Origin of the sequence: Neobacillus sp. NPDC058068, from assembly GCF_042885335.1 — a bacterium.
In the GTDB taxonomy this organism is placed as follows: domain Bacteria; phylum Bacillota; class Bacilli; order Bacillales; family Cytobacillaceae; genus Neobacillus.
The window spans coordinates 45,355-66,479 of record NZ_JBHVSI010000009.1; the positions used below are offsets into that span (position 1 = coordinate 45,355).

Sequence of the window (21,125 nt, forward strand, 5' to 3'; positions counted from 1 at the left end):
TTCTATTTCAACTTGATCTTTTCGCAAGATTTCAAACCATAACGCGAATGCCCTTTCTTTTAAACCTCAACCGGGGCGACTTTAACTGTCCAGTTAAATGGGTCCGCTTTTTTTCCCAGCTGTATTCCAGTCATTTCTTCATAGATACGCTGTGACAGCTGGCCAATTTTATTATCATTAATTGTGATTGAGCGCTCATTCCAATTTAATTCGCCAACGGGTGAAATAACGGCAGCTGTTCCTGCGCCGAAGACTTCCTCAAGTTCTCCGCGCTCATGTGCGGCAATAATCTCTTCAATTGAAATTTTCGCTTCGTGAACAGGTATATTCCAGTATTTTAATAATTCAATAACTGAATCACGTGTAACACCTGGTAAAATACTGCCATTCAATTTTGGTGTTACCACTTCACCATTAATCTTGAAGAAAATATTCATACTGCCGACTTCTTCCACATACTTATTCTCTTTTGCATCAAGCCAGAGAATTTGGGCGAATCCATTTGCCTCGGCCTTTTCTTGTGCCTTCATGCTGGCGGCATAATTGCCGGAGGTCTTCACATGGCCAACTCCGCCAATAACAGCCCGAACATATTGCTCTTCTACATAAATTTTAACAGGGCTTAATTGGTCGCCATAATAGGCTCCTGAAGGCGAAAGGATGACAAGGAGTTTATATTGGTTTGCAGGACGGACGCCGAGATAGGGTTCCGTCGAGAAAATAAATGGACGAATGTAAAGGGATGTCCCTTCACCTTCTGGAATCCAATCTTTTTCCGTAAAAATTAATTGTTTAATTGCACGTAATAAGAAACTCTCATCAATTTGTGGAATACACAATCTGTCGCATGAATCATTTAGTCGTTTCATGTTTTTTTCAGGACGGAAAAGTTGAATCGTCCCATCCGCTGCCTTATAGGCCTTTAACCCTTCAAAAATGGCTTGTCCATAGTGAAAAACCATTGCGGCCGGGTCAAGCGTTAATGGTGCATAAGGAATAATCCGCGGATCATACCAACCGTTTTCGACATGATAATCCATCACAAACATGTAATCGCTGTAATACTTCCCAAAACCAAGTGAAACGGTATCAGGTTTTTCCTTTAATACATCTCTTTGAATAAAAGCAATTTCTTGTTGCATGATGACACCTCATTTCCATTTTCTAATTAGACTACGCCATGTTCAGCTAAAATTCAATTTAAAAACTTACATTTTTTTAAATCCTGCCAACTTTTCTCAAGCATATTTCTGTTCTTTTCGTTCCTCTATAACCTTAGTGTATTGCCAAATTAGATTTTCGAAAATCCGGTCCCATCTTTGTGAAAGTGCGTAATTCCTTCCGGCTATGGCCATTTGCTTTCTTAGTGGAGGATTGTTTAAGAGTTGAATAATGGCTGCTGTAAATTCCTGTACATTACCCGGGGTGCATAAAAGTCCCGTTATCCCCGATTTAATAATATTCTTTACCCCACCAGAATTTGCTCCAATTACGGGAGTACCACTGGCAAGGGCTTCAAGCGCAACATTTCCAAACGTTTCAGTTGGAGAGGGAAAAACAAAAAGGTCGGATGCTGAATAGATTTCGGCTAAGCATTTTCCATTTAGGTAACCAGTAAATGTTATGTTTTCTGGGGCTTGGGCTTCCAACTTGTCGCGTAACGGGCCATCCCCAATAATTAACCACTGTATTTTTTCATTTAGTGGTTCAGGCATCGATTTTGCGACTGCAAGGAGTGTTTCTATATCTTTTTCCGGTGCTAACCTGCCAACATAAGTCAATATGAAATTTCTCTGAGCGCAATAAAGTCTCTGGACAGCTTTTTGATCATAATTAGGGTGAAAAAGCTGACAATCTACGCCTCTAGGCCAAAGCTCTAGATTTGTAAATCCATGCTGCTTTAGCTGTTGAAAGGTCTCGATGGAGGGAACGAATAGTTTTTTACACGGACGATGAAACCAATGCATGTATTTCCAAACGATTTTCGAAAGAAATGGAAGGTCATAGAATTGTAAATAATGATCGAAATTAGTATGATACGATCCAACGAGTGGAATGTTTAACTTTTTAGCAAAATAAATACCGCAAAGGCCACTGTTAAATGGGGTGGCTACATGGATTAAATCCGGAGAAAAATCTTGTAATACTGATTTGATATCGGGAAGATTTGGAAAAGCCAAATGACATTCCGGGTATATGCAAAAGGGGAGACTTTTAAAACGATGAATATGGCTGGAAACATACTCATTCGAATTCGCATAAGAATCTGGTGCAAAGATTTTATAGGCAATGTTTTGCTCATCAAAATAATTGGTCAATTGTTTAAGTGTTCGGGCCACTCCGTTGATGTCTGGATAAAAGGTATCTGTGAAAATGGCAATCTTCATACAATCCCTCCTCACTGAATCTCTTAATTACATAATAAGCAAAAGCATAAACTCCCAGTAACTGTACCAAGGATTCCTCCAGCAATGACATCTGAAGGATAGTGAAGACCTAAGTATATTCGAGATATACCTACACAGATCCCTAGTGGAATAAGCATAAAAGAAAGTTGCGGTATTGATAAGAAATATGGGGTCACAATGGAAAATATCGCCGTTGTATGACCCGAAGGGAACGAATGATCTTGTAATGGATTCTTATGAGTCTTTGTTTTTTCTATCATCAAATAAGGCCTTTTTCGGGGAAACAGCTGCTTCACAATATGGACCGGTATATGACTTACTGATAAAGCGAGTGCGCTGGCGAAAGCAGTCAATCTAGCCTCTCCTGATGATAAAAAAATGAGAAGAAAAGTGGCGGCAATGGTAATGTCTGCTCCGCCTAAGTGTGTGACCGAGCGGAAAAAGAGATTTAAAGGCTTTCTATCAAAATGGCGATTTACCTTTTGAAATAGCTGGCATTCTAAGCTGTAAAATACATGGAGCATTCTGATCATTCTCCGCTCTCCTTTACAAATGAATCATTCGGTCTATCTTTAAAAACATAAGGCCTTCCTATTGAGAAATAGGTAATTGGATACTTTTGAATCTCCTTGAGTGAATAGCAATTTCGTCCATCAATAACAATCGGGTCTTTCATATGGGTACAATATACCTCCAGCGGGACATGTTTGATTTGCTCCCAATCTGTTGCGATAATCGCCAGTTCGGCTTCGTGAAGTGCAAATCGAATGTCGTATGCGTATTCAATCGTATCTCCTAATACTCGCTTAGCATTTGGGATAGCAATCGGATCATAAGCTCTGACAACTGCCCCTTCCTTGAGCAGCTCATTAATAATCTTTAAAGAGGCTGATTCCCGAACGTCATCTGTATCCGGCTTAAATGCTAAGCCGAGCAAAGTTACTTTTTTATCTTGTAACGATCCTATTGTTTCTTTTGCCTTCAAAACTGGCACAGATTGTTGACGGTTATTTACTTTCATGACAGCCTCCAACAATTCGAAATGGTGCTCAACACTTCCAGCAAGCTCAACAAGTGCTTTTGTATCTTTAGGAAAACAAGAACCGCCAAATCCGATCCCGGCTTTAAGAAAATCATGACCAATCCGTTTATCATGACCAATCCCTAAAGCAACTTCTTCTATATTGGCTCCCACTTTTTCGCATAGATTTGCAATTTCATTAATAAAGCTAATTTTAGTTGCTAAAAAGGCGTTGGAAGCGTATTTAATCATTTCCGCACTTTTGATATCCGTGGTTATGATCGGAATTTTTAATGGCAGATAAAGTTGTTCCATTATCGATGCAGCTTCAGGATTATCGGTGCCAATTACGATTCGATCTCCATGGAAGAAATCAAAGACTGCAGAGCCTTCCCGAAGAAACTCGGGATTGGCGACTACTTCTGCATGAAGCATAGGAGGCTTTCGACTGTGGATAATTTGTTTAATTAAGTCATTTGTTCCTATTGGTACCGTGCTTTTTGTACAAACAATCACATCATTTTCGATATAGTGAGCAATTGTATGGGAAACCACATGGATGTATTTTAAATCTATTGATCCGCCGTGAGTTTCGGGTGTCCCGACGGCAATAAAAATGATATCCGCATTGGAATAGGCGTGATGAGCATCAACTGTAAAATCCAGGTTTCCGTTCCGAAGATTTTTGACTAAAAGTGACTCAAGCCCAGGCTCATAAATGGGAGAACGACCGTTTTGAAGCATGTCAATTTTATCTCTTTGTATGTCTATACAAGTGACTTGATGTCCTAATTCTGCTAAACAAGCACTAGTAACCAATCCTACGTATCCTGCTCCAGCAATGGTAATCTTCATCAAACCCCTCCAATCGTAAGTTACTTCTATTGTATTAGAGAAATAAGGAGCCTTTTTAAACCTAGTGTAAAAAGAGTGTAAAGACTTCATTAAGGTTCAAAAAAATCCTATAAAAGGGAGTTAGTGGGAAAGTCTAAAAAAAACGGGGTATACATTGGAGGCAATAGTCTAAAGTTCTAAGTTCTATTTAGGTGCCTGACACCCGAAGCGTTAACACATTAATTTGCAGGGGGTCAGGCACCTTCTAGAAAGTTAAAGTACTTCCCTATGTTTCCTTTTCTTCTTTGTCCAAACAAAGGTGAGAATGGAGCAGCAAAGTAATATAATTGCGCCTACTGTAAAAGGAAGATTCATATGCCAGTCAAATAAGGTACCGGCTAATGCTGGTCCAATCATGTTACCTAAACTCATGTAAGAATTATTCATACCGGCTGCATAACCTTGTTCCTCGCCGGCTGTTTTTGAAATTAAGGTATTAACAGCAGGGCGTATTAAAGTAGTGGCAGTCGAGAATAGGGTGGCGACCAATAGAATGATGAAAAAGCCGCTGACATATAACATGCCGTATAGACTAATCGCTGCAACAAGTAAACCAAATAGAATGATTTTCATTTCACCGAACACAGTAAAAAGCTTATTTAGTACAAAGGCTTGAACGATGACTCCGGCAAAGCCGCCAACGGTCATGACAATGGCAAGGTCATTTGGGGTGTAATTAAATTTATACGTTAAAAACATCGTTAATGTTGATTGGAAGTTAGCAATCCCGAAGGAGAATACAAACACAACGATTAATAAAACAAAGTAGCTTGTTTTGAAGGAGCGGGCCATTTGTTGGAATAAATTTTCTCCCTTAACCTGCTCTTTCATAACAGGTTTGACGGATGGAAGGATTATGATAGATAGAATTCCAGCAATGATGGTTGCGGAGCCTCCAAAATAGAACGGAAAGTGGAGACTGACATTGGATAGAAATCCACCAATCCCAGGCCCAATCATAAAGCCTAATGAAATCGCCGCACCAATCCAGCCCATCGCTTTCCCGCGTTCTTCTTTTGTTGTAAGATCCGCCACATAGGCCATAACTGGAGGCACGATAAAGGCTGAACCGATACCAGTAAAGAATCTGCAAACAAAAAGCATCCATAGGTCTGTAGAAAGTCCGAAGCTGATTTGGGAAAGACCATTCACGAAAAGACCGAAAATGATTAAATTTTTTCGGCCGTGGCGATCGGATAAATTCCCAGCAACAGGTGAGAAAATAAATTGGGCAAAGGCGATTACCGCAATAATAAAGCCTAATGCCTGTCCCGCTGCTCCAAAGGTTTTCAAATAGGCTGGCATAACGGGGACGATGAGTCCAACTGCACTAAAGGTGATAAACATATTAAACATTAATATATATAATGCTAATTTTTTTGAGGATTTCATAAAAATCTCACTTTCTTATTTATTTCGTATTCCTAAATAAAAATTATAGCTCTATTTAAATCCTTAAACAATTAAAAGGAATTTACAGTTTTCCCGCCTACTTGACAATAAAAGTATATTTTATTATCCTTTAAAGAAAATAAAAAACTTCGTATAACTCCAAAGATATGGTTTGGAGGTCTCTACCAGGAACCAATAATTCCTGATTACGAAGAAGGTGCATGTACTTGTACTTTCTTCGTAATCAGGAATTTTTTTTATCGAAAAGTTGATGAGGAGGACACACAACAATGAATTTTTCTACATTACCTAAAATAGAACTCCACCCTATGAAAACGAATGAAGCCCCTACTTATTAAGTATGGGGAGGAATTCGGTTTTTTTATTTTTTGAGGGGAGTTTAATAGCTTTTTTAAGAATATTTTGGTATATTAAAAGTAGAACGAGTGTTTGGGGTGTTAAGAAATGTCTAAGAGAGAAGATTCTAGTTTTGTATTAACACTTCCTATGAATTCAACTCATTTTGATATGTTCCGTTTTGATAAAGTCTTTGAAGTTTCCCGAAAAATTCAAAACGCTTGTTTAGGAGAAATTTTAAAACGGGACCGGTTGGTACAAGATAACAAACACTACTGTAAAAACGTACGGAGTATAAAGGCTGTCAAAAATAAAATTCAAAAGTCTAAAGAAAAAAAAGAGATAATGATTCTGGAAAAAGAGCTTCGTTCGTTATATAACGAACAAAAGGAAATAGAGCGTCAATTTGGATTAAATGAGTATGCCATTCATGATTTTGTAGCTCCAATGAAACGTCATTTCGAAGGAGTATTAGATATTAATACAGCCCAAAAGATAGCAAGTCGTGCTTGGAAAGCGTTTGAAAAGAAACGCTATGGAACTGCGAAAAACGTATATTTCAAAAAATACGGAACTATGACTTCTATTGAAGGTAAAACGAATAAATCAGGAATTACCTTTCGTGAAGTGAAGGGTCAATATTTAGTAAATGTAATTGGAACGATTGTTCCGGTTAAAGTTAAAGAAATGGACATCTATGCAAAGGAAGCATTGTTAAACATAGAAAATATTAAATACTGTCGTATTATACGAAAAATGATTCGTGGAAAAATGCGATATTTCGTTCAATTGATTATGAAAGGTATCCCACCCTCAAAACGGGATAAGAATACCGGTTTATTCAAAGTTCGTTTAGGTAAAGGTAGAACTGGAATCGACCCTGGTACACAAACAATGGCAATAGTTTCTGACCATTTAGCATTATTACGGGAACTTGCTCCAAATGTAGAAACCCTTGAAAGAGAAAAACGACTAATTTTACGAAAGATGGACCGTTCTAAACGCACCACTAATCCCAAAAAATTTAATCCTGACGGAACCTTAAAAGTTGGAAATAAGGATAAATGGTCATTTTCTACTAACTACATTAAATTACGAAATAAACTAAAAGATATCCAGCGAAAACATGCCGCAAAACGAAAACAATCCCATTGCCGATTAGCAAATGTCGTCCTACGTACTGGTGATGAATTCTTTGTTGAAACGATGCACTACCAAGGACTCCAAAAACGAGCGAAAGAAACCAAAATCATTGAAAAGACCGGTAAGTTCCAACGAAAGAAGAGATTTGGAAAGTCCATTGCCAACAAAGCTCCAGCGTTATTTGTTTCCATTTTGGAATATAAGTGTAAATATTTAAATGCTAAATTTAATAAAATTAACACCTGGACAGCAAAAGCTAGTCAATACAACCACGAATCGGAGGCATACGAAAAGAAAAAACTTCACCAACGATGGCGTCAAGTAGGTGATTTTACTGTGCAGCGAGATTTATATTCTGCTTTTTTAATTAAAAATATTGGCGAGAGCCTAGATAAAATTGATAAAACCTTGTGTGATCATACATTTACGAATTTTATTGTGAAACATGATTTAGAAATACAACGTTTGAAACTAATGAAACCTTCCATTTCTAGTATGGGAATTAAAAGTTAAACAACTAAATTATCAAGGTGTGACCTACCTACCGAACGTTAAACAGCCCTGGGTTGTTTGTTCGATAAAGCTTTTCTGAACTAAGTGAGTGTCTTATTGTTGTACCTAGGTATTCCTCTGAATAGCGCTAGGGAGAGATAAGAAGAAGCTTGGACAAGAGAACCTGCCGCATTTATGCGTGCAGAGTGTCAGTGCCATTTAGACGGAAGTCTTAGGGCTGAAACGATAATTGATATAGCAAAAAAGGAAGGCATTCGCCTGCCTGCAATGGTGAAGGAAGAGATTCAAAGCGAGCTTGTTGCCCCTTTGGATTGCGAATGTCTTGACGATTATTTAAAACGATTTGCCATCCCAAATTTGGTTATGCAATCCATTGAGAGCCTAAGAAGAATTACCTTTGAGCTTTTTGAAGATGCAGCACAGGAAAATGTAAAATATATGGAGGTTAGATTTGCTCCGCTGCTTCACACGGCCAAGGGGTTAACTGTCGAGGAAATCATCCAAAGTGTCTTGGATGGAATGAAGGACGCGGAAGCGCAATTCGATATAAAAGGAAATATCATTCTGTCATGCATGAGAACCATGTCAGTTGATAGCGCTTTTGAAGTCGTTGAAAAAGGGAAGGCGTTCCTTGGAAAAGGGGTTGTGGCAATTGACCTGTGTGCATCGGAGGAGGAAGGGTTCTGCGGCAAATTCGTTGAACCGATTGCTCTAGCGAGAGAATTTGGCTACCGGGTCACAATCCACGCAGGTGAAACAGGAATTGGGAAAAATGTCCTCGAGGCTGTCGAACTATTAGGTGCTGAAAGGATTGGCCATGGCGTATTTATTAAGGATTGCGCCGCGGCGTATGACATCGTGAAGGAAAAACAGATTGTGCTTGAAATGTGTCCGACAAGTAATGTTCAAACCAAAGCAGTTAACCATTTTAGCGAACATCCAATCTATCATTTTCATCAGGATGGCATAAAAGTAACCATTAATACCGACAACAGGACAGTATCAGATACCACAATGGCGAAGGAATGCACTATCGTATTTAATGAATTTCAGATAAGTGAAGCGGATTATCAGCAAATTTATCTTACTAGTGTGGAAGCAAGCTTTGCAGATACTGCGACAAAGGAAATGTTAAGGAAATATATATAATGAAGTTTGATTAATAAAAATAGGACCGGAAAAGGTGCCTGACCCCCGTTGCGTGAACGTATTAACGCGCTGGGTGTCAGGCACCTGGTTTTTCCAGCCGATAAGAAAGTATTACTTTCTTATCAGGCATCAGTGCTAATACGCTTCTGTCCTCGCCTTTGTCTTCGCTTAACGGTTCGCCAATCGGCGAGTTTTTTTATAACCCTTAGCATTGGAATCTTACTTTCCAGAAAAAACTCAAATGCGACAATATTTACCTATTATTAATATATATATCCATCAAAATTAACATTCTGTAGAGATAATATAAGTTGTATCTTTTAATGAAAGGAGTTTAGTAGTGTACCAGAAAAAATCAATGCCTAAAATGAGAGGAGTTTAATAGAAGTGACCAGGAAAAAACTATCAAAACTAATTTCAGTACTTTTAGCAGTGCTTATAGCTGTTGCTGGACTGGTAACGCCTAGGCCAGCATCGGCAGCAGCACCTGCGGGAATTCCGTCACAAATTGCCATGAGTATAGGCGGAGGAGCAGAAGCAGGTAAAACAGCGATGAGTTTTAATTGGGTAACTGATCCGACGGTTAACACGTCAGAAATTATTTATGGTACATCATCTGACCTGGGTGATGGTGTGAAAAAAAGCGCCACAAAGACTACTCCAGTTGCCACAGATATTTTTCCAGAGAATAGGCGGACTGACTTTAAAGCTATCAATTCCTTTAATGTTGTGATTCAGAATCTTACTCCTGAATCAAAATATTATTATAAAGTTGGCAACGCCAGCGACGGATATAGCGCTATTGCTAGTTTTACCGCACCTGCGGATCCTGCTGGAAACAAGCCGTTTTCTTTTGTAATCACTCCGGATACACAGGGAACATCTGTTAGTTCGTTTGATAACACTAACAAGTTATATGACCATATTAAGGAGAATGAACCAGATGCTGCGTTTCTTCTTCATATGGGTGATGTGGTAGAGGATGGGCATGTTTCAGACCAATGGCAGTTATTCTTTGATGCAGCTCAAAACCTTTTAGATACGCTGCCAATCATGGCAACTCCAGGTAATCATGACGGTGCATCCTATGACAGAGATTTTGTGCAGTATAAAGCAAGATTTAACCATACGTCTTTACATAAACCAGACGGGTTGTCTTCAGTTGCTGATGGGACGGTCTATTCCTTTGAATATGGAGATGCCTTGTTTATTTCTCTTAATTCATATGCTTCTTCCACTGACAAAGATATCCAATGGAAGTTTTTAGAGGAAGAAAGCGCGAATACCTCCAAGGCATGGAAAATAGTATATTTTCATGTTCCACCCTACGATCCAGGTGCAAGTCACTATAATATCGACAATGTAACTGGTAAAAAGCTGACCGATGCAGGCATCGATTTGGTATTCCATGGACATGAACATGCTTATGCCAGGACCACTTTAAAGACAACCTCTATTGCAGCAGGCACAGGAAGCATTGAAAAGGCAAAATTCGGCGAAGCACCTACTTATGTAATAGGGGGATCGGTTTATAACTACGGTTACAGCCTCGACAACCGTGACACGTCTTGGAATGATTATTTTTATGACCTTCGCATTGATAAAACAGGTACAGGCGGCGGTAAAATTTATGCACCAGGTGTGTACAGCAAGGTAGAGGTTACGAGCAATGCGATAACCTATAAAGCGTTCTATAAAGCAACAGGCTCTGAGAATCCTTTCCGAGTCATCGATAACTTCACGATTACAAAATCAGAGGATAAGATTACCCAGCCGACAGGCGGCGGGACGGAACCAACCTCTGTAACCTTCTTGTATGATTCATTTAAACAAGAGGAAGGCAAGTATATCGCACGCTTTAACTGGGTAACACCAGTAGCAACAAAAACAACGCAACTCTATTATGCTAAAAAATCAGATTTTAAGAGCAATGGCGGAAAGTTTACAAATGTTGTTGTAGGAACAAATAACACGGTCGATCTTTCGGATGCCATTTCAGAAGCGAACTATAAAGGTGCTGGGACTGAGTACTCTGTTGAGCCAATACAAAGTCATAAAGCGGAAACAGCCGTACTTGAACCTGGTACGGAATATGTATATGCAGTTGGTGACGGTGCGAAGAATGTCACCAGCGTAAAATCACCAGCTAGTTTTAAAACACCTGTAAGCAATCTTGATACATTTAACTTTAACTGGGTTACTGACGTACATGCAGCACCTGACTCTAGTCACAATGACAAAGCTCTTAAACAAGCATTTACTGATTTCCCGAATGCTGCATTTATTCTGAGCTCGGGTGATCAGGTTTCTTATGCATTCGATACCAATCAATGGGATACTTTTTTTGAGGCAAATGCCGATAAGTTTGCCCGTGTACCATTGTATCTAGGAACTGGAAATCATGAGTTCGATGGTGCAGGTAATAGCTGGGCGCCGAACAGCAGCTGGGACTCGGTGGACCCAACATTGCAAAACCTTTTTGGACGCTACAATCCGCCTAAAAACGGCGCGTCATTTTATGGCGGCGGTAACGGTACTGAAAGAATGGTAGCGGGAATGGACAAAAAACAGTTTGAGTCAAGCAACTACTATTATGTTTATGGTGATACACTTTTCATGATGATGGATTATCAGGATCAAAGCAGCAAAGAGCAAATAAAGGCTCAGCAGGACTGGATGAAGTCCGTAGTTAAACAAAACCCTACAAAGTGGCGTGTTGCTGTTATCCACAAATCTCTTTTCGGATATCGTATGGCAAACCCTGTGGCATCCTGGACAACCGCTTTTGATGAAGCTGGAGTTGATGTAGTGCTTGCGGGACACGATCATCTCTATGTCCGTACAAAGCTATATGCAAATGGCGCAAACATTGAACCGCAGACGTACGGTGACGGAACAACCTATATTACCAGCTATTCTGGAAATAACGACAGACGCGGACCATATTTCGAAAGTAACAAAAGGGACCCCGAAAAAGTAGCTTATGTAGATGTTAGGCCAATTGGTCTAGGATTTTCGAATATTTCGATTTCACCAAACGAAATCAGAGTAACAAGCAGAGGATACGATAAAGAAGGGAACTTGGTCACAGGGGATGACAACGCACTGGTTACAAACAAACCACGTACCCATAAGTTAGCATCATGGAATTATCCGTCAGTCCCAGAAGATGTTAACGAATTGACCATTACAGATGTAGCCGTTACAGGGATTGCGAAAGAAGGACAAACACTGAATGCAGCCGTTACTCCATCAAGCGCTACCGCTTCTTTCAGATGGGAAAGCTCAAACGATGGCAAGACGTGGACAACTATTGAAGGAGAAACATCATCACAATATATCATCAAAGCGGAGGATGTAGGTTTATATTTGCGCAGCGTTGCCACCGGAACAGGTTTTTATAACGGAGAAGCAACAAGTGCTGCCACCGCTAAAGTCACACCACTTGCTGGCAGTGGCACAGTTACGCTAAAAATTGGAACAGCAAATGAATTAGATGCATTGTCAAAAGGGTTTGGCACATCCGCCTATCCGATTGACGGTAAATACGTGTTAACTGCAGATATTGATATGAGTAATGTGCCATTTTCTGCAATCGGAGGAGGCACCACTCCAACACCGTTTTTAGGTACATTTAACGGTAATGGTTATACCATAAGCAATCTGAAAATCGAGAGTAACAACAATAACGCAGGTTTCTTTGCTTATATAGGCACAGGTGGCAAAGTAGCAAATCTTAAATTGGTGAATGCTGATATTACCGGAAACAATAGCACAGGCGCCATTGCAGGGGCTTCTACAGGCACGATTGAAAACGTCTATGTGGATGGAAAAGTAACTGGCGGCAGCAATATAGGGGGAATTGTAGGTACACTCCATGCTGGGACTTTGCAAAATTCTAAGGTTGATGCAGATATTCATGGAAATACAGTTGGAGGCTTGATTGGAAGCACAAACTATAATGCTTCAGGTTCACCGCTGACCATCAAAGATGAAAAAACCGGAAATGTTATCCTTAATAACTATATGGCGGGTACAGTCACAGGTGGAAATGATTATTCCGGTGCCTTTGTTGGTGATATGGGGGGATCTTCAGGCGCTCTACTCCAAACTTTAAATGGCAATGTTGTGGCCAATGAAGTAAATGGGGTTACTCCTGGAAAAATAGCAGGCTACTGGTCTGGCAGCAGACCGATTATCGAGAAAGACCAAATGAACTACTATAATAGTGAAAAGTTAAGTACAAGTGGACTGCCATCAGGAATCGTTCCTGCATTTACCGGAAAGACGGCATCTGATTTTACACAAAAAGCAACATTCGAGGCTTTGGGATGGGACTTTAAGAATGTTTGGGATTGGGATGCAACGAATAACGTTCCTGTACCTAGAGTGATTGATGTTGGTGGAGATGGAACTGAAGATAACTTAGTCACGATTATCACATCGGCAGGTCCGGGAGGGACGATTTCTCCTGAAGGAAATGTGTTAGTCGAGCGTGGACAGAGTCAAAAGTTTATCTTCACACCAAATAAATATTATGAAATTGACACCGTGAAAATAGACGGAGAAAAAAATCCTGAAGCGGCTGCGGCAGGCGAGTATACCTTTGAAAATGTTAGGGAAGTACACAATATTGACGTCACTTTCAAGCTTTCGGATTCCGTTTCTGGTGTTGCTCCAAGCCTTGTTTCAACAAGCGCCTATTACAACAGGGCAGTTGAAAAACATATTGGGGTAACGGTAGACTTTGGAGAAGGAGCTCTGGGAATTCAACCAGAGAACTATCGAAAAGCGGTCAAAAGCGTCAAGATTATGAAGGATAATAAACTAGTTCTTGATGCCCAAGGCGGATATTGGTTCCCAAGCACAGGCAATGGTCAACCCGAGAATCTGCTCGAGATTTGTTGGGATGACATCATCAAGTTACCTGGATACGACGATTTAGTTGCAGGGACATATGACCTTGTTATAACCTTTGCAGACTTGAACTCCTCTGAATACTCCATACCTTTGATTGTAGAAGATGGTATTGTCTCTTCTTTGACTGTGGATGGGGGAATCATTACGGTAGACGGAAATGAGGTAAACAGTCCTGCTGAGATTAAAAAGAACTCGCAAGTTACTGTGAAGGCTGTTGTTCCGAGCGGACAAAGGTTTGTAAAATGGACTGCGGCAGGTCTTGAAAATGAAAGTTATACGGCAGATCAATTTACATTTACGATGCCTGCAAATAAGGTTACATTAAAAGCTGAGTATGAAAACATACCAAGCAGTGAAGATAGCGAAAAAGGCTGGGTTTCTAAAGCTGGCAAGTGGTATTATTATGATCCTCAAACAGGGATGATGAAAACTGGCTGGCTATTAGATAAGAACAAATGGTATTACCTGCAACAGAATGGCGAGATGAAGACAGGCTGGTTATTAGACGCTGGCAAATGGTATTACCTTGATTCAAGTGGTGCGATGAAAATAGGCTGGGTAAAACTTGGTTCCACTTGGTATTACTTAGAAAATAATGGTCCAATGAAGACAGGCTGGTTATTAGACGCTGGCAAATGGTATTACCTTGATTCAAGTGGTGCGATGAAAATAGGCTGGGTAAAACTTGGTTCGACTTGGTATAACTTAGAAAAGAATGGTGCAATGAAAACCGGCTGGTTATTAGACGCTGGCAAATGGTATTACCTTGATTCAAGTGGTGCGATGAAAATAGGCTGGGTAAAACTTGGATCCACTTGGTATTACTTAGAAAGCAATGGTGCAATGAAGACCGGTTGGTTGTTAAATGGAGAGAAATGGTATTACTTGGATAACAGTGGTGCGATGAAAACCGGCTGGGTACTGGCAGGAACAAAATGGTACTACTTGTATGCGAGCGGGCAAATGGCAGCAAACACAACTATTCAAGGATATAAGCTTGGGTCAAATGGTGCTTGGATAAAATAGCTTTATGATTGAATTCTAGTGCTGGGTTCAAATAACAATGTTGTTTTTTTAAATAAGACTGTGTTAAAAGTGAATGTTGATTTCCGTTCCAGGCGCTTCGCTTTCCGCGGGGCGGGCGGTGAGCCTCCTCGGCGCTAAAGCGCCTGCGGGGTCTCACCTGTCCCGCTGCTCCCGCAGGAGTCTCGCGCCTTCCACTCCAATCAACATTGTGCTTTAACACAGCCTAAAATAAAAAATAGAGTTGACCAATATCCAGTCAGCTCTATTTTTTTATTGATTCGAACGGAGAATCTTCGATTAAATCTCATAAATAATTGATATTTAAAATTCTGGAAATATCTCAACGTTTACATTTTTGCAGACAGGGAATCTATTGCAGATTCATTGAATCCTTTAACGATGAGCCATACTGCTAAAATCATTTCATTAGCTGCTACAGGCAGGGCCAAAATACCACCCCAAACAGAAATTTGCTGAATGACACCGAACATGACTAACAAGGCACAAATAAAAACACAGGTTGCCCCTGTCATACCTAAGATGGAGATAAACCTTGGTACGAGCTTGGATTTATAAAATATATAACTGTACATCATTGTATTGATACCCAGCATGAAAAGAGGTCCAAGCAGAAAGGTCCAGTCATGTATTGCTTTTAATAATGTACCTGAGGCTTGAAAAGAGGTGCTATCCGGGGCTCCTGCTGCTACGAATTCCCGGCTTAAGGTCAACAGGGACAGCACACTGATTACACCAACCGTAATAATAACTGCTTCAAGAAATCTGAAGCAAACATGCCAAAGAGCAATCGTTTCATTATACTTTCGTAAAATTGGAAACATGGTCGTTGCCGTACCAACCACTGAAACAACAAGAATTAACTCCATAAGCGCTCCCAGAATCACTTGGCTGGCATGTTCGCTACCTTTAATCAGGTAATCGGGACCATTTAGGATGGGATCGTATAAAATTAGACCTATTATTGCCGTTACGGATGCAAGTATAAATAGTACTCCCACAATTTTTGCCGCTTTTTTGTTTGAATTCATTTTATCTCCACCTTTTAATAAATTCATAAACGGTAAAGCTACTTCTTAGACTCGGTGTTGTCCCCATAAAAGAATACCTCTTCCAAAGGCAAGTTAAAGGCATGAGCAATTCGAAAAGCTAGTTCTAGAGATGGGGAGTAGTTTCCCTTTTCAAGAGCCACAATCGTTTGTCTTGTTACTCCCGCCTTGTCAGCCAACTGCTGCTGGGTCATTTCATCATGGTTGAATCGTAATTTTCGGATATGATTGCCGACAAGATTTTTGCCCACTCTTACACTCCTCTCCGATAGTGATAAAATTTTGTAATAGAGCCGGTAACATCGGAAATGAATCCTGAGATGATCAGGATAATGAACATCACCTGTAACGGCTGATAAATGATCAGCGATCCCATTGCAATAAGAAAGCCGAGGATAAACACAAAAAAAGAATTTCGAAACGCTTTCAACTCAATCAATTTATCTAGTTCATCCGCAAATCTGGGTTCCTTTTCTCTCGTCGTAATTCTAAAGATAATGTTAAAAATAATGCTGATAATGATGTGCGCAACTATGGAAACTAGAGTCAAGATGAGGACGAAGGATCCCCAATAGCGAAAGGTTTCAATTGACTCCAGACCTCCTTCAGGGTACTGAGGGTACATGTACAAGCAATAAGATACGAAAATAAGTATGGCGCTTATCAGTGATACGATACTTTTCTTTTCTTGATAGGTCATGTTTTACACCTCCTGTATAGTTGATTTTACATCTTGTAATATATTGTATACATAATGTTAAGAAAAGTTTACACTTAATTTTGTATTTTTTTACCGTACTGTCCACGTGGGGTGGACATTTGTCCACGAGCGGTGCCTCACGAGCGGTGCCTGACACCGCTTTTTAAACCTCGTTTTTGACCCCATTAAAAAAGCGAACAGTGTCTGGCACTGTTCGCCTTTTTCGTACTATTATTTTCCAGTAAATGTTTTTGCTTCTGCTGGTGATTCAGGTACTTTAACAGCTCCTGATTTTATCTTTTCAGTCCATTCTTTTACTGCTGCTTCAATCTCGGCTTTGTTTGTAGCTTTTTCATTAATTGGTGCTAAGCCAACACCATCTTCATGTAAACCATATAAGACAACTTCGCCGCCAGGGAATTTACCGTCTTTAGTCTTCTGGGAAAGATCTTGTACAGCGACATCAACGCGTTTGAGTGCTGATGTGAGAACTACATCTGGACCCATGTCAGCTTGGTCACGGTCTACACCAATAGCCCATATTTCTTTACTAGGATCTTTTTTCTTTCTGTCACTGGCTTCTTTAAATAGACCGTTACCAGTTGCACCAGCAGCGTGGAAGACGACGTCTGCGCCGGAAGAATACATTTTAGAAGCGATTGCCTGACCATACTCAGCCTTGTCAAACACCCCTGCAAATTGAACATCGACCTTTACTTCTGGCTTTGCAGCCTTAACACCAGCTAAAAAACCAGCTTCAAATCGTTGGATAACAGGGACATCCATCCCGCCAATAAATCCGACGTGGTTAGATTTTGTAGTAAGTGCAGCTGCTACACCCGCAAGGAATCCCGATTCCTGCTCTTTGAAAAGAATACTTGCAACGTTTGGCTGGTCTACTTTTTCATCAACAATCGCAAATTTGTTATCTTTATGTTGTTTTGCGACATCCGCAACGGCATCCGGCATTAAGAAGCCGATCCCGTATACTAAGTCAAACCCTCGGCGGACAAGAGTATTTAGATTTGTGCTATAATCGGCATCTGATTGGGATGGAAGGTAATCATAGCCTTCGTTACCTTTTTTCAAACCATTTGCTTTACCGAAATTGATAAGCCCTTCCCATGAAGATTGGTTAAATGACTTATCATCAACTCCACCGACATCAGTAACCATGGCTACAGTGAAGTTTTTATCTTTGCCACCGTCTTTAGCTGTGTCATTACTTTTTCCACAAGCACCTAATAGTGTACCTGCTGCAAGAACAAGTGATAGCGCCATTCCAATTTTGCGTTTTTTCAAGATCGTGTGCCTCCCATGATTGTTAGTTGGTATATCAGAACATTTTGTAAACTTAAGTTTATAATTTAAACTTAAGTTTAAATTATATCTCTAACTAAATCGTAGGTCAACAAATTTGTTAACCATGCAATCAAGTTTATATTTACCAACTTAAGGATTATTAATTAGTAAAATTCATAAATAACAAAGGGATTGATGATTATTTTTCGAATAAATAAAGGGATGCTTCTATTTTGAAAAAGTTTGGAGGAAACAAATTGGGCTATATTGAGGAATTACGAGAAATAATCGGAACTAGACCGCTCATTTTAGTCGGTGCAGTAGTGGCGGTAATCGACTCACACGGGAAAATTTTATTGCAAAAACGACCTGAAGGCATCTGGGGTCTTCCTGGGGGCCTGTTAGAATTAGGAGAATCTGCTGAGGAAGCTGGAAGAAGGGAAGTTTTTGAAGAAACAGGAGTCGAAATCGGCGAGCTTCAGCTGGTAGATGTATTTTCAGGTAAGCAGTATTTTAGAAAACTGGCCAATGGAGATGAATTCTATCCAGTTACAATTGCTTATTTTTCAAAGGATATTAAAAACAGCACCATTAAAATTGATGGCGTAGAATCGATTGATGCTGGATTCTTCGATATAAGAGAATTACCGGAAGAGACGAGCCCTTTAATCAAGAAGGTGATTAAACAATATCCTAAAATGTTCAGATAACCTAAGTTCTATCTACATAACACGAGTAAATATTGAGGGGGAGAATATAGTGGATGTTAGTGAGATTATCGTGTCGATAACTCCTAAAGAGGCAAGCAATAAGGTTGAACAAGCCATTGTAAATGGAAGTATTTCAGGGACATTAATTGATCGTTACCATCGAGCGATTGGGGATAGAGAAATCATTGTCTTGGTGTTAGAAAAATTCTATTTTCGTTCCAACAATCGTGGTTCCATGACGGTCACCATTGATAACTTTGAAGGAGCCACAAAAGTGCATGCAGCAGCATCAGGCACTGGTTCTGGAGCTATCTTCAGGTTTGATTGGGGAGCGGGGAATAGCTTTATTAACAGTGTCCTCGATACTTTAGAGCCGTATAAAGTGGAGTAAGTATGTTCTGGAGATTGCCCCCGCTGCGTTAATACGTTAACACACCGGGGGTCAGGCACCTTCTTCTAAAATATAGAAACAAGGGGAATGGAAATTATCGAGCAAAAGGGTTATATCAAAGAGGAGAGATTGTATGAATGAAGAAAGTAAAATGATTATTGGCCTATTCAATGATTATGCAACCTGGGTGGAAACACTAAAAGATTTAGATGGTAAGGTATGGGGAGCGCCAATTTCTGAAGGTAAATGGTCTATAAGTGAGATTATTTCGCACATTATGAACTGGGATCATCACCTGTTATTGCAAGTTCTTCCATCGGTGGAAAAGGGAGAGGGAATGGAGTTTCCTGAATTCGACACCTTTAATAAAGTTGCCTCTGATTACGCTCAGTCTGGGATATCCCAAGTACAGCTTATTGAAGAGGCGGTAAAAACAAGGGAATCTCTTGTTAGCGAACTTCTTAAAATGCCGCTAGAGAAGCTGACTCTGCCTTTACCTTCAAATGGGATATCACATTGTCCGTATACGGGAGAGCCGTATTCTCTTCTCTATATTGTCAAGGAATTTAGCGAACACGATACACATCACAAACAACAAATTATGGAATTTTTAAATAAAATTAGTTTGGTATAGATACTTCACTCCTCATTCCAAAGCGATGGTGGCGGAGAATTTTTTATAATGATATCTTGAATCATTTATTATTTCTATGGTGGGTGGTCCATAACACTGTTCGTTGCATTACATGGTTGTTAATTAAGAAAGAGTGGTTAAAATGTGCCTAAAAAAAAATCCTACATATTTATATTATTATTGATTTTTTGTATATGCATCGGTATCACAGTAAAAAAATACAAAGACAATATTGCTCAATATGTAGCATCTTTTATAGTAGATAAAAACGATAAATTCTTTGATTCTAAAAAACAAGTATTAACCAAAGAGAGGGAAAGTATAAAATATAAACATTTAACGATATTTTATTTAAAATCAGATTTAGAATTATTACCTGAAACCAAAAGTGCATTGGAACGTGCCATTCAATTAAATGAAAATCTTTTTGATATAAATGATAATCAGCCATCTGAGATAATTATTTTTAAAAATATGGACGAAATTGAATCCCTTTCTAAAATGGAGTATGCTAATGGATTTTATTCTGAACGTGGGAAATTGATAGGAATAGTACCTGAAATTAAAGAGGGCGAAATTGATCTATGGAACTATAAAAAAACTCTTATGCACGAGTATACTCATGATGTATTTTGGCAGAAAGTTGATGGATTGGGATTAACCTATGAAGATTTTCCTTATTGGTTTCTAGAAGGAATAGCTGAGTATGTTGGTTATGACGATTTAGATATTGATATTAAAATATCAAATATACATACTCCATTTGTTCCATTAAAACAATTAACTACATATAAGCAATGGAATCAATATCGAATAAATAGTGATTATAATGTGTATTTACAGTCCTATGTTGTCATTAAATTCTTAGTCCATGAGTACGGTAATGAAATAATAAACAAAATTTTAATTGAAACGAAGTATAAAGGCGTGTTCGAAGCGGGATTGGAAAGTGCAACAGGTATAAATATTAATACTCTAGAAGGACATGTAAAAGACTTTTAAATAATTTTAAGTTAAAGAGAAATTGAATAGGTATTGTGTTCAGGTTGAACAGTGACTGTCCCTGTTGACTGAAGTACTAGGGTCAGGACTGACGATATAGCCTCCTTATTAGAATGAAACTAACCGAATCTTGGGAACGGAGAAAACGGGCGCCAATAGTGGATATTGGTGCCCTGAATGCCCTTGAAACGGTGGAAATGGTTGCAAAAAAAGGCTATTGGTGACCACTTCATAAGAGCGGTTCATAAAGTCCTTTTCGAAGGAAACCAAGTCGCAACGGTTCATAAGAGCGGTTCATAAAGCCCTTTTCGAAGGAAACCAAGTCAAAACGGTTCATAAGAGCGATTCATAAAGCCCTTTTCGAAGGAAACCAAGTCGCAACGGTTCATAAGAGCGGTTTATAAAGCCCTTTTCGAAGGAAACCAAGTCGCAACGGTTCATAAGAGCGGTTTATAAAGCCCTTTTCGAAGGAAACCAAGTCGCAACGGTTCATAAG

At 39.5% G+C, this 21,125-nt stretch carries 16 protein-coding genes and 1 riboswitch; of the genes, 7 read left to right on the top strand and 9 right to left on the bottom strand.

Translation table 11 applies throughout. The features are described 5' to 3' along the window. Positions 1 to 59 precede the first annotated feature (59 nt). The 5 genes from ACFVSW_RS12110 to ACFVSW_RS12130 form a co-directional block, all read right to left on the bottom strand. Complete coding sequence (locus ACFVSW_RS12110; protein ID WP_387316153.1) at positions 60 to 1,142, bottom strand: branched-chain amino acid aminotransferase; 1,083 nt, start codon at positions 1,140 to 1,142, stop codon at positions 60 to 62. A gap of 96 nt (positions 1,143 to 1,238) precedes the next feature. Beyond that, a complete protein-coding gene (locus tag ACFVSW_RS12115) occupies positions 1,239 to 2,387 on the bottom strand; it encodes a glycosyltransferase family 4 protein (protein WP_387316155.1) in 1,149 nt (382 codons plus the stop codon). Between the two features lie 23 nt (positions 2,388 to 2,410). After that, positions 2,411 to 2,941: a phosphatase PAP2 family protein gene (locus ACFVSW_RS12120; RefSeq protein WP_387316158.1), complete on the bottom strand. Its 531-nt coding sequence runs from the start codon at positions 2,939 to 2,941 to the stop codon at positions 2,411 to 2,413. Beyond that, entirely contained in the window at positions 2,938 to 4,284 is a 1,347-nt protein-coding gene (locus tag ACFVSW_RS12125) for a UDP-glucose dehydrogenase family protein (RefSeq protein ID WP_387316161.1), read from the bottom strand. The genes ACFVSW_RS12120 and ACFVSW_RS12125 overlap by 4 nt, the downstream gene beginning before the upstream one ends. Before the next feature lie 252 nt (positions 4,285 to 4,536). Continuing rightward, positions 4,537 to 5,715, bottom strand: a complete 1,179-nt coding sequence (locus tag ACFVSW_RS12130) for an MFS transporter (RefSeq protein WP_387316163.1) — start codon at positions 5,713 to 5,715, stop codon at positions 4,537 to 4,539. A 129-nt stretch (positions 5,716 to 5,844) separates the two neighbouring features. Then, positions 5,845 to 5,944, top strand: a riboswitch (purine riboswitch). A gap of 236 nt (positions 5,945 to 6,180) precedes the next feature. On the opposite strand from ACFVSW_RS12130, the gene ACFVSW_RS12135 reads away from it, so the two are divergent. The 3 genes from ACFVSW_RS12135 to ACFVSW_RS12145 all read left to right on the top strand — a co-directional run bounded on the left by ACFVSW_RS12135 (position 6,181) and on the right by ACFVSW_RS12145 (position 14,823). After that, the gene (locus ACFVSW_RS12135) at positions 6,181 to 7,728 is read left to right on the top strand and encodes an RNA-guided endonuclease TnpB family protein (protein ID WP_387316165.1); all 1,548 of its coding nucleotides are present in this window, start codon (positions 6,181 to 6,183) and stop codon (positions 7,726 to 7,728) included. 174 nt (positions 7,729 to 7,902) lie between these two features. Continuing rightward, a complete protein-coding gene (gene add / locus ACFVSW_RS12140; protein ID WP_387316168.1) occupies positions 7,903 to 8,877 on the top strand; it encodes an adenosine deaminase in 975 nt (324 codons plus the stop codon). A 387-nt stretch (positions 8,878 to 9,264) separates the two neighbouring features. Next, a complete protein-coding gene (locus ACFVSW_RS12145) occupies positions 9,265 to 14,823 on the top strand; it encodes a metallophosphoesterase (RefSeq protein ID WP_387316170.1) in 5,559 nt (1,852 codons plus the stop codon). Between the two features lie 347 nt (positions 14,824 to 15,170). Here the strand turns inward: ACFVSW_RS12145 and ACFVSW_RS12150 are convergent, their stop codons facing one another. The 4 genes from ACFVSW_RS12150 to ACFVSW_RS12165 all read right to left on the bottom strand — a co-directional run bounded on the left by ACFVSW_RS12150 (position 15,171) and on the right by ACFVSW_RS12165 (position 17,892). Then, entirely contained in the window at positions 15,171 to 15,872 is a 702-nt protein-coding gene (locus ACFVSW_RS12150; RefSeq protein WP_387316172.1) for a DUF4386 domain-containing protein, read from the bottom strand. Positions 15,873 to 15,910: 38 nt separating this feature from the next. After that, positions 15,911 to 16,141, bottom strand: a complete 231-nt coding sequence (locus tag ACFVSW_RS12155; protein ID WP_387316175.1) for a helix-turn-helix transcriptional regulator — start codon at positions 16,139 to 16,141, stop codon at positions 15,911 to 15,913. 2 nt (positions 16,142 to 16,143) lie between these two features. Then, complete coding sequence (locus ACFVSW_RS12160) at positions 16,144 to 16,590, bottom strand: hypothetical protein (RefSeq protein WP_387316178.1); 447 nt, start codon at positions 16,588 to 16,590, stop codon at positions 16,144 to 16,146. A 231-nt stretch (positions 16,591 to 16,821) separates the two neighbouring features. After that, positions 16,822 to 17,892 carry a BMP family lipoprotein gene (locus tag ACFVSW_RS12165; protein ID WP_387316180.1) on the bottom strand — a complete coding sequence of 357 codons (1,071 nt, stop codon included), beginning with the start codon at positions 17,890 to 17,892 and terminating at the stop codon, positions 16,822 to 16,824. Between the two features lie 257 nt (positions 17,893 to 18,149). Here ACFVSW_RS12165 and ACFVSW_RS12170 point away from each other — a divergent pair, with 257 nt between their 5' ends. The 4 genes from ACFVSW_RS12170 to ACFVSW_RS12185 all read left to right on the top strand — a co-directional run bounded on the left by ACFVSW_RS12170 (position 18,150) and on the right by ACFVSW_RS12185 (position 20,629). Continuing rightward, positions 18,150 to 18,602 (top strand): NUDIX hydrolase, encoded by a 453-nt coding sequence (locus tag ACFVSW_RS12170; protein ID WP_387316454.1) that lies wholly within the window; start codon positions 18,150 to 18,152, stop codon positions 18,600 to 18,602. A 49-nt stretch (positions 18,603 to 18,651) separates the two neighbouring features. Next, positions 18,652 to 18,993, top strand: coding sequence for a DUF6054 family protein (locus tag ACFVSW_RS12175; protein WP_387316183.1), 342 nt, complete (start codon positions 18,652 to 18,654; stop codon positions 18,991 to 18,993). A 133-nt stretch (positions 18,994 to 19,126) separates the two neighbouring features. Further along, positions 19,127 to 19,627 carry a DinB family protein gene (locus ACFVSW_RS12180; protein WP_387316186.1) on the top strand — a complete coding sequence of 167 codons (501 nt, stop codon included), beginning with the start codon at positions 19,127 to 19,129 and terminating at the stop codon, positions 19,625 to 19,627. 144 nt (positions 19,628 to 19,771) lie between these two features. Continuing rightward, positions 19,772 to 20,629: a peptidase MA family metallohydrolase gene (locus ACFVSW_RS12185; RefSeq protein ID WP_387316189.1), complete on the top strand. Its 858-nt coding sequence runs from the start codon at positions 19,772 to 19,774 to the stop codon at positions 20,627 to 20,629. The last annotated feature ends 496 nt before the right edge of the window (positions 20,630 to 21,125 follow it).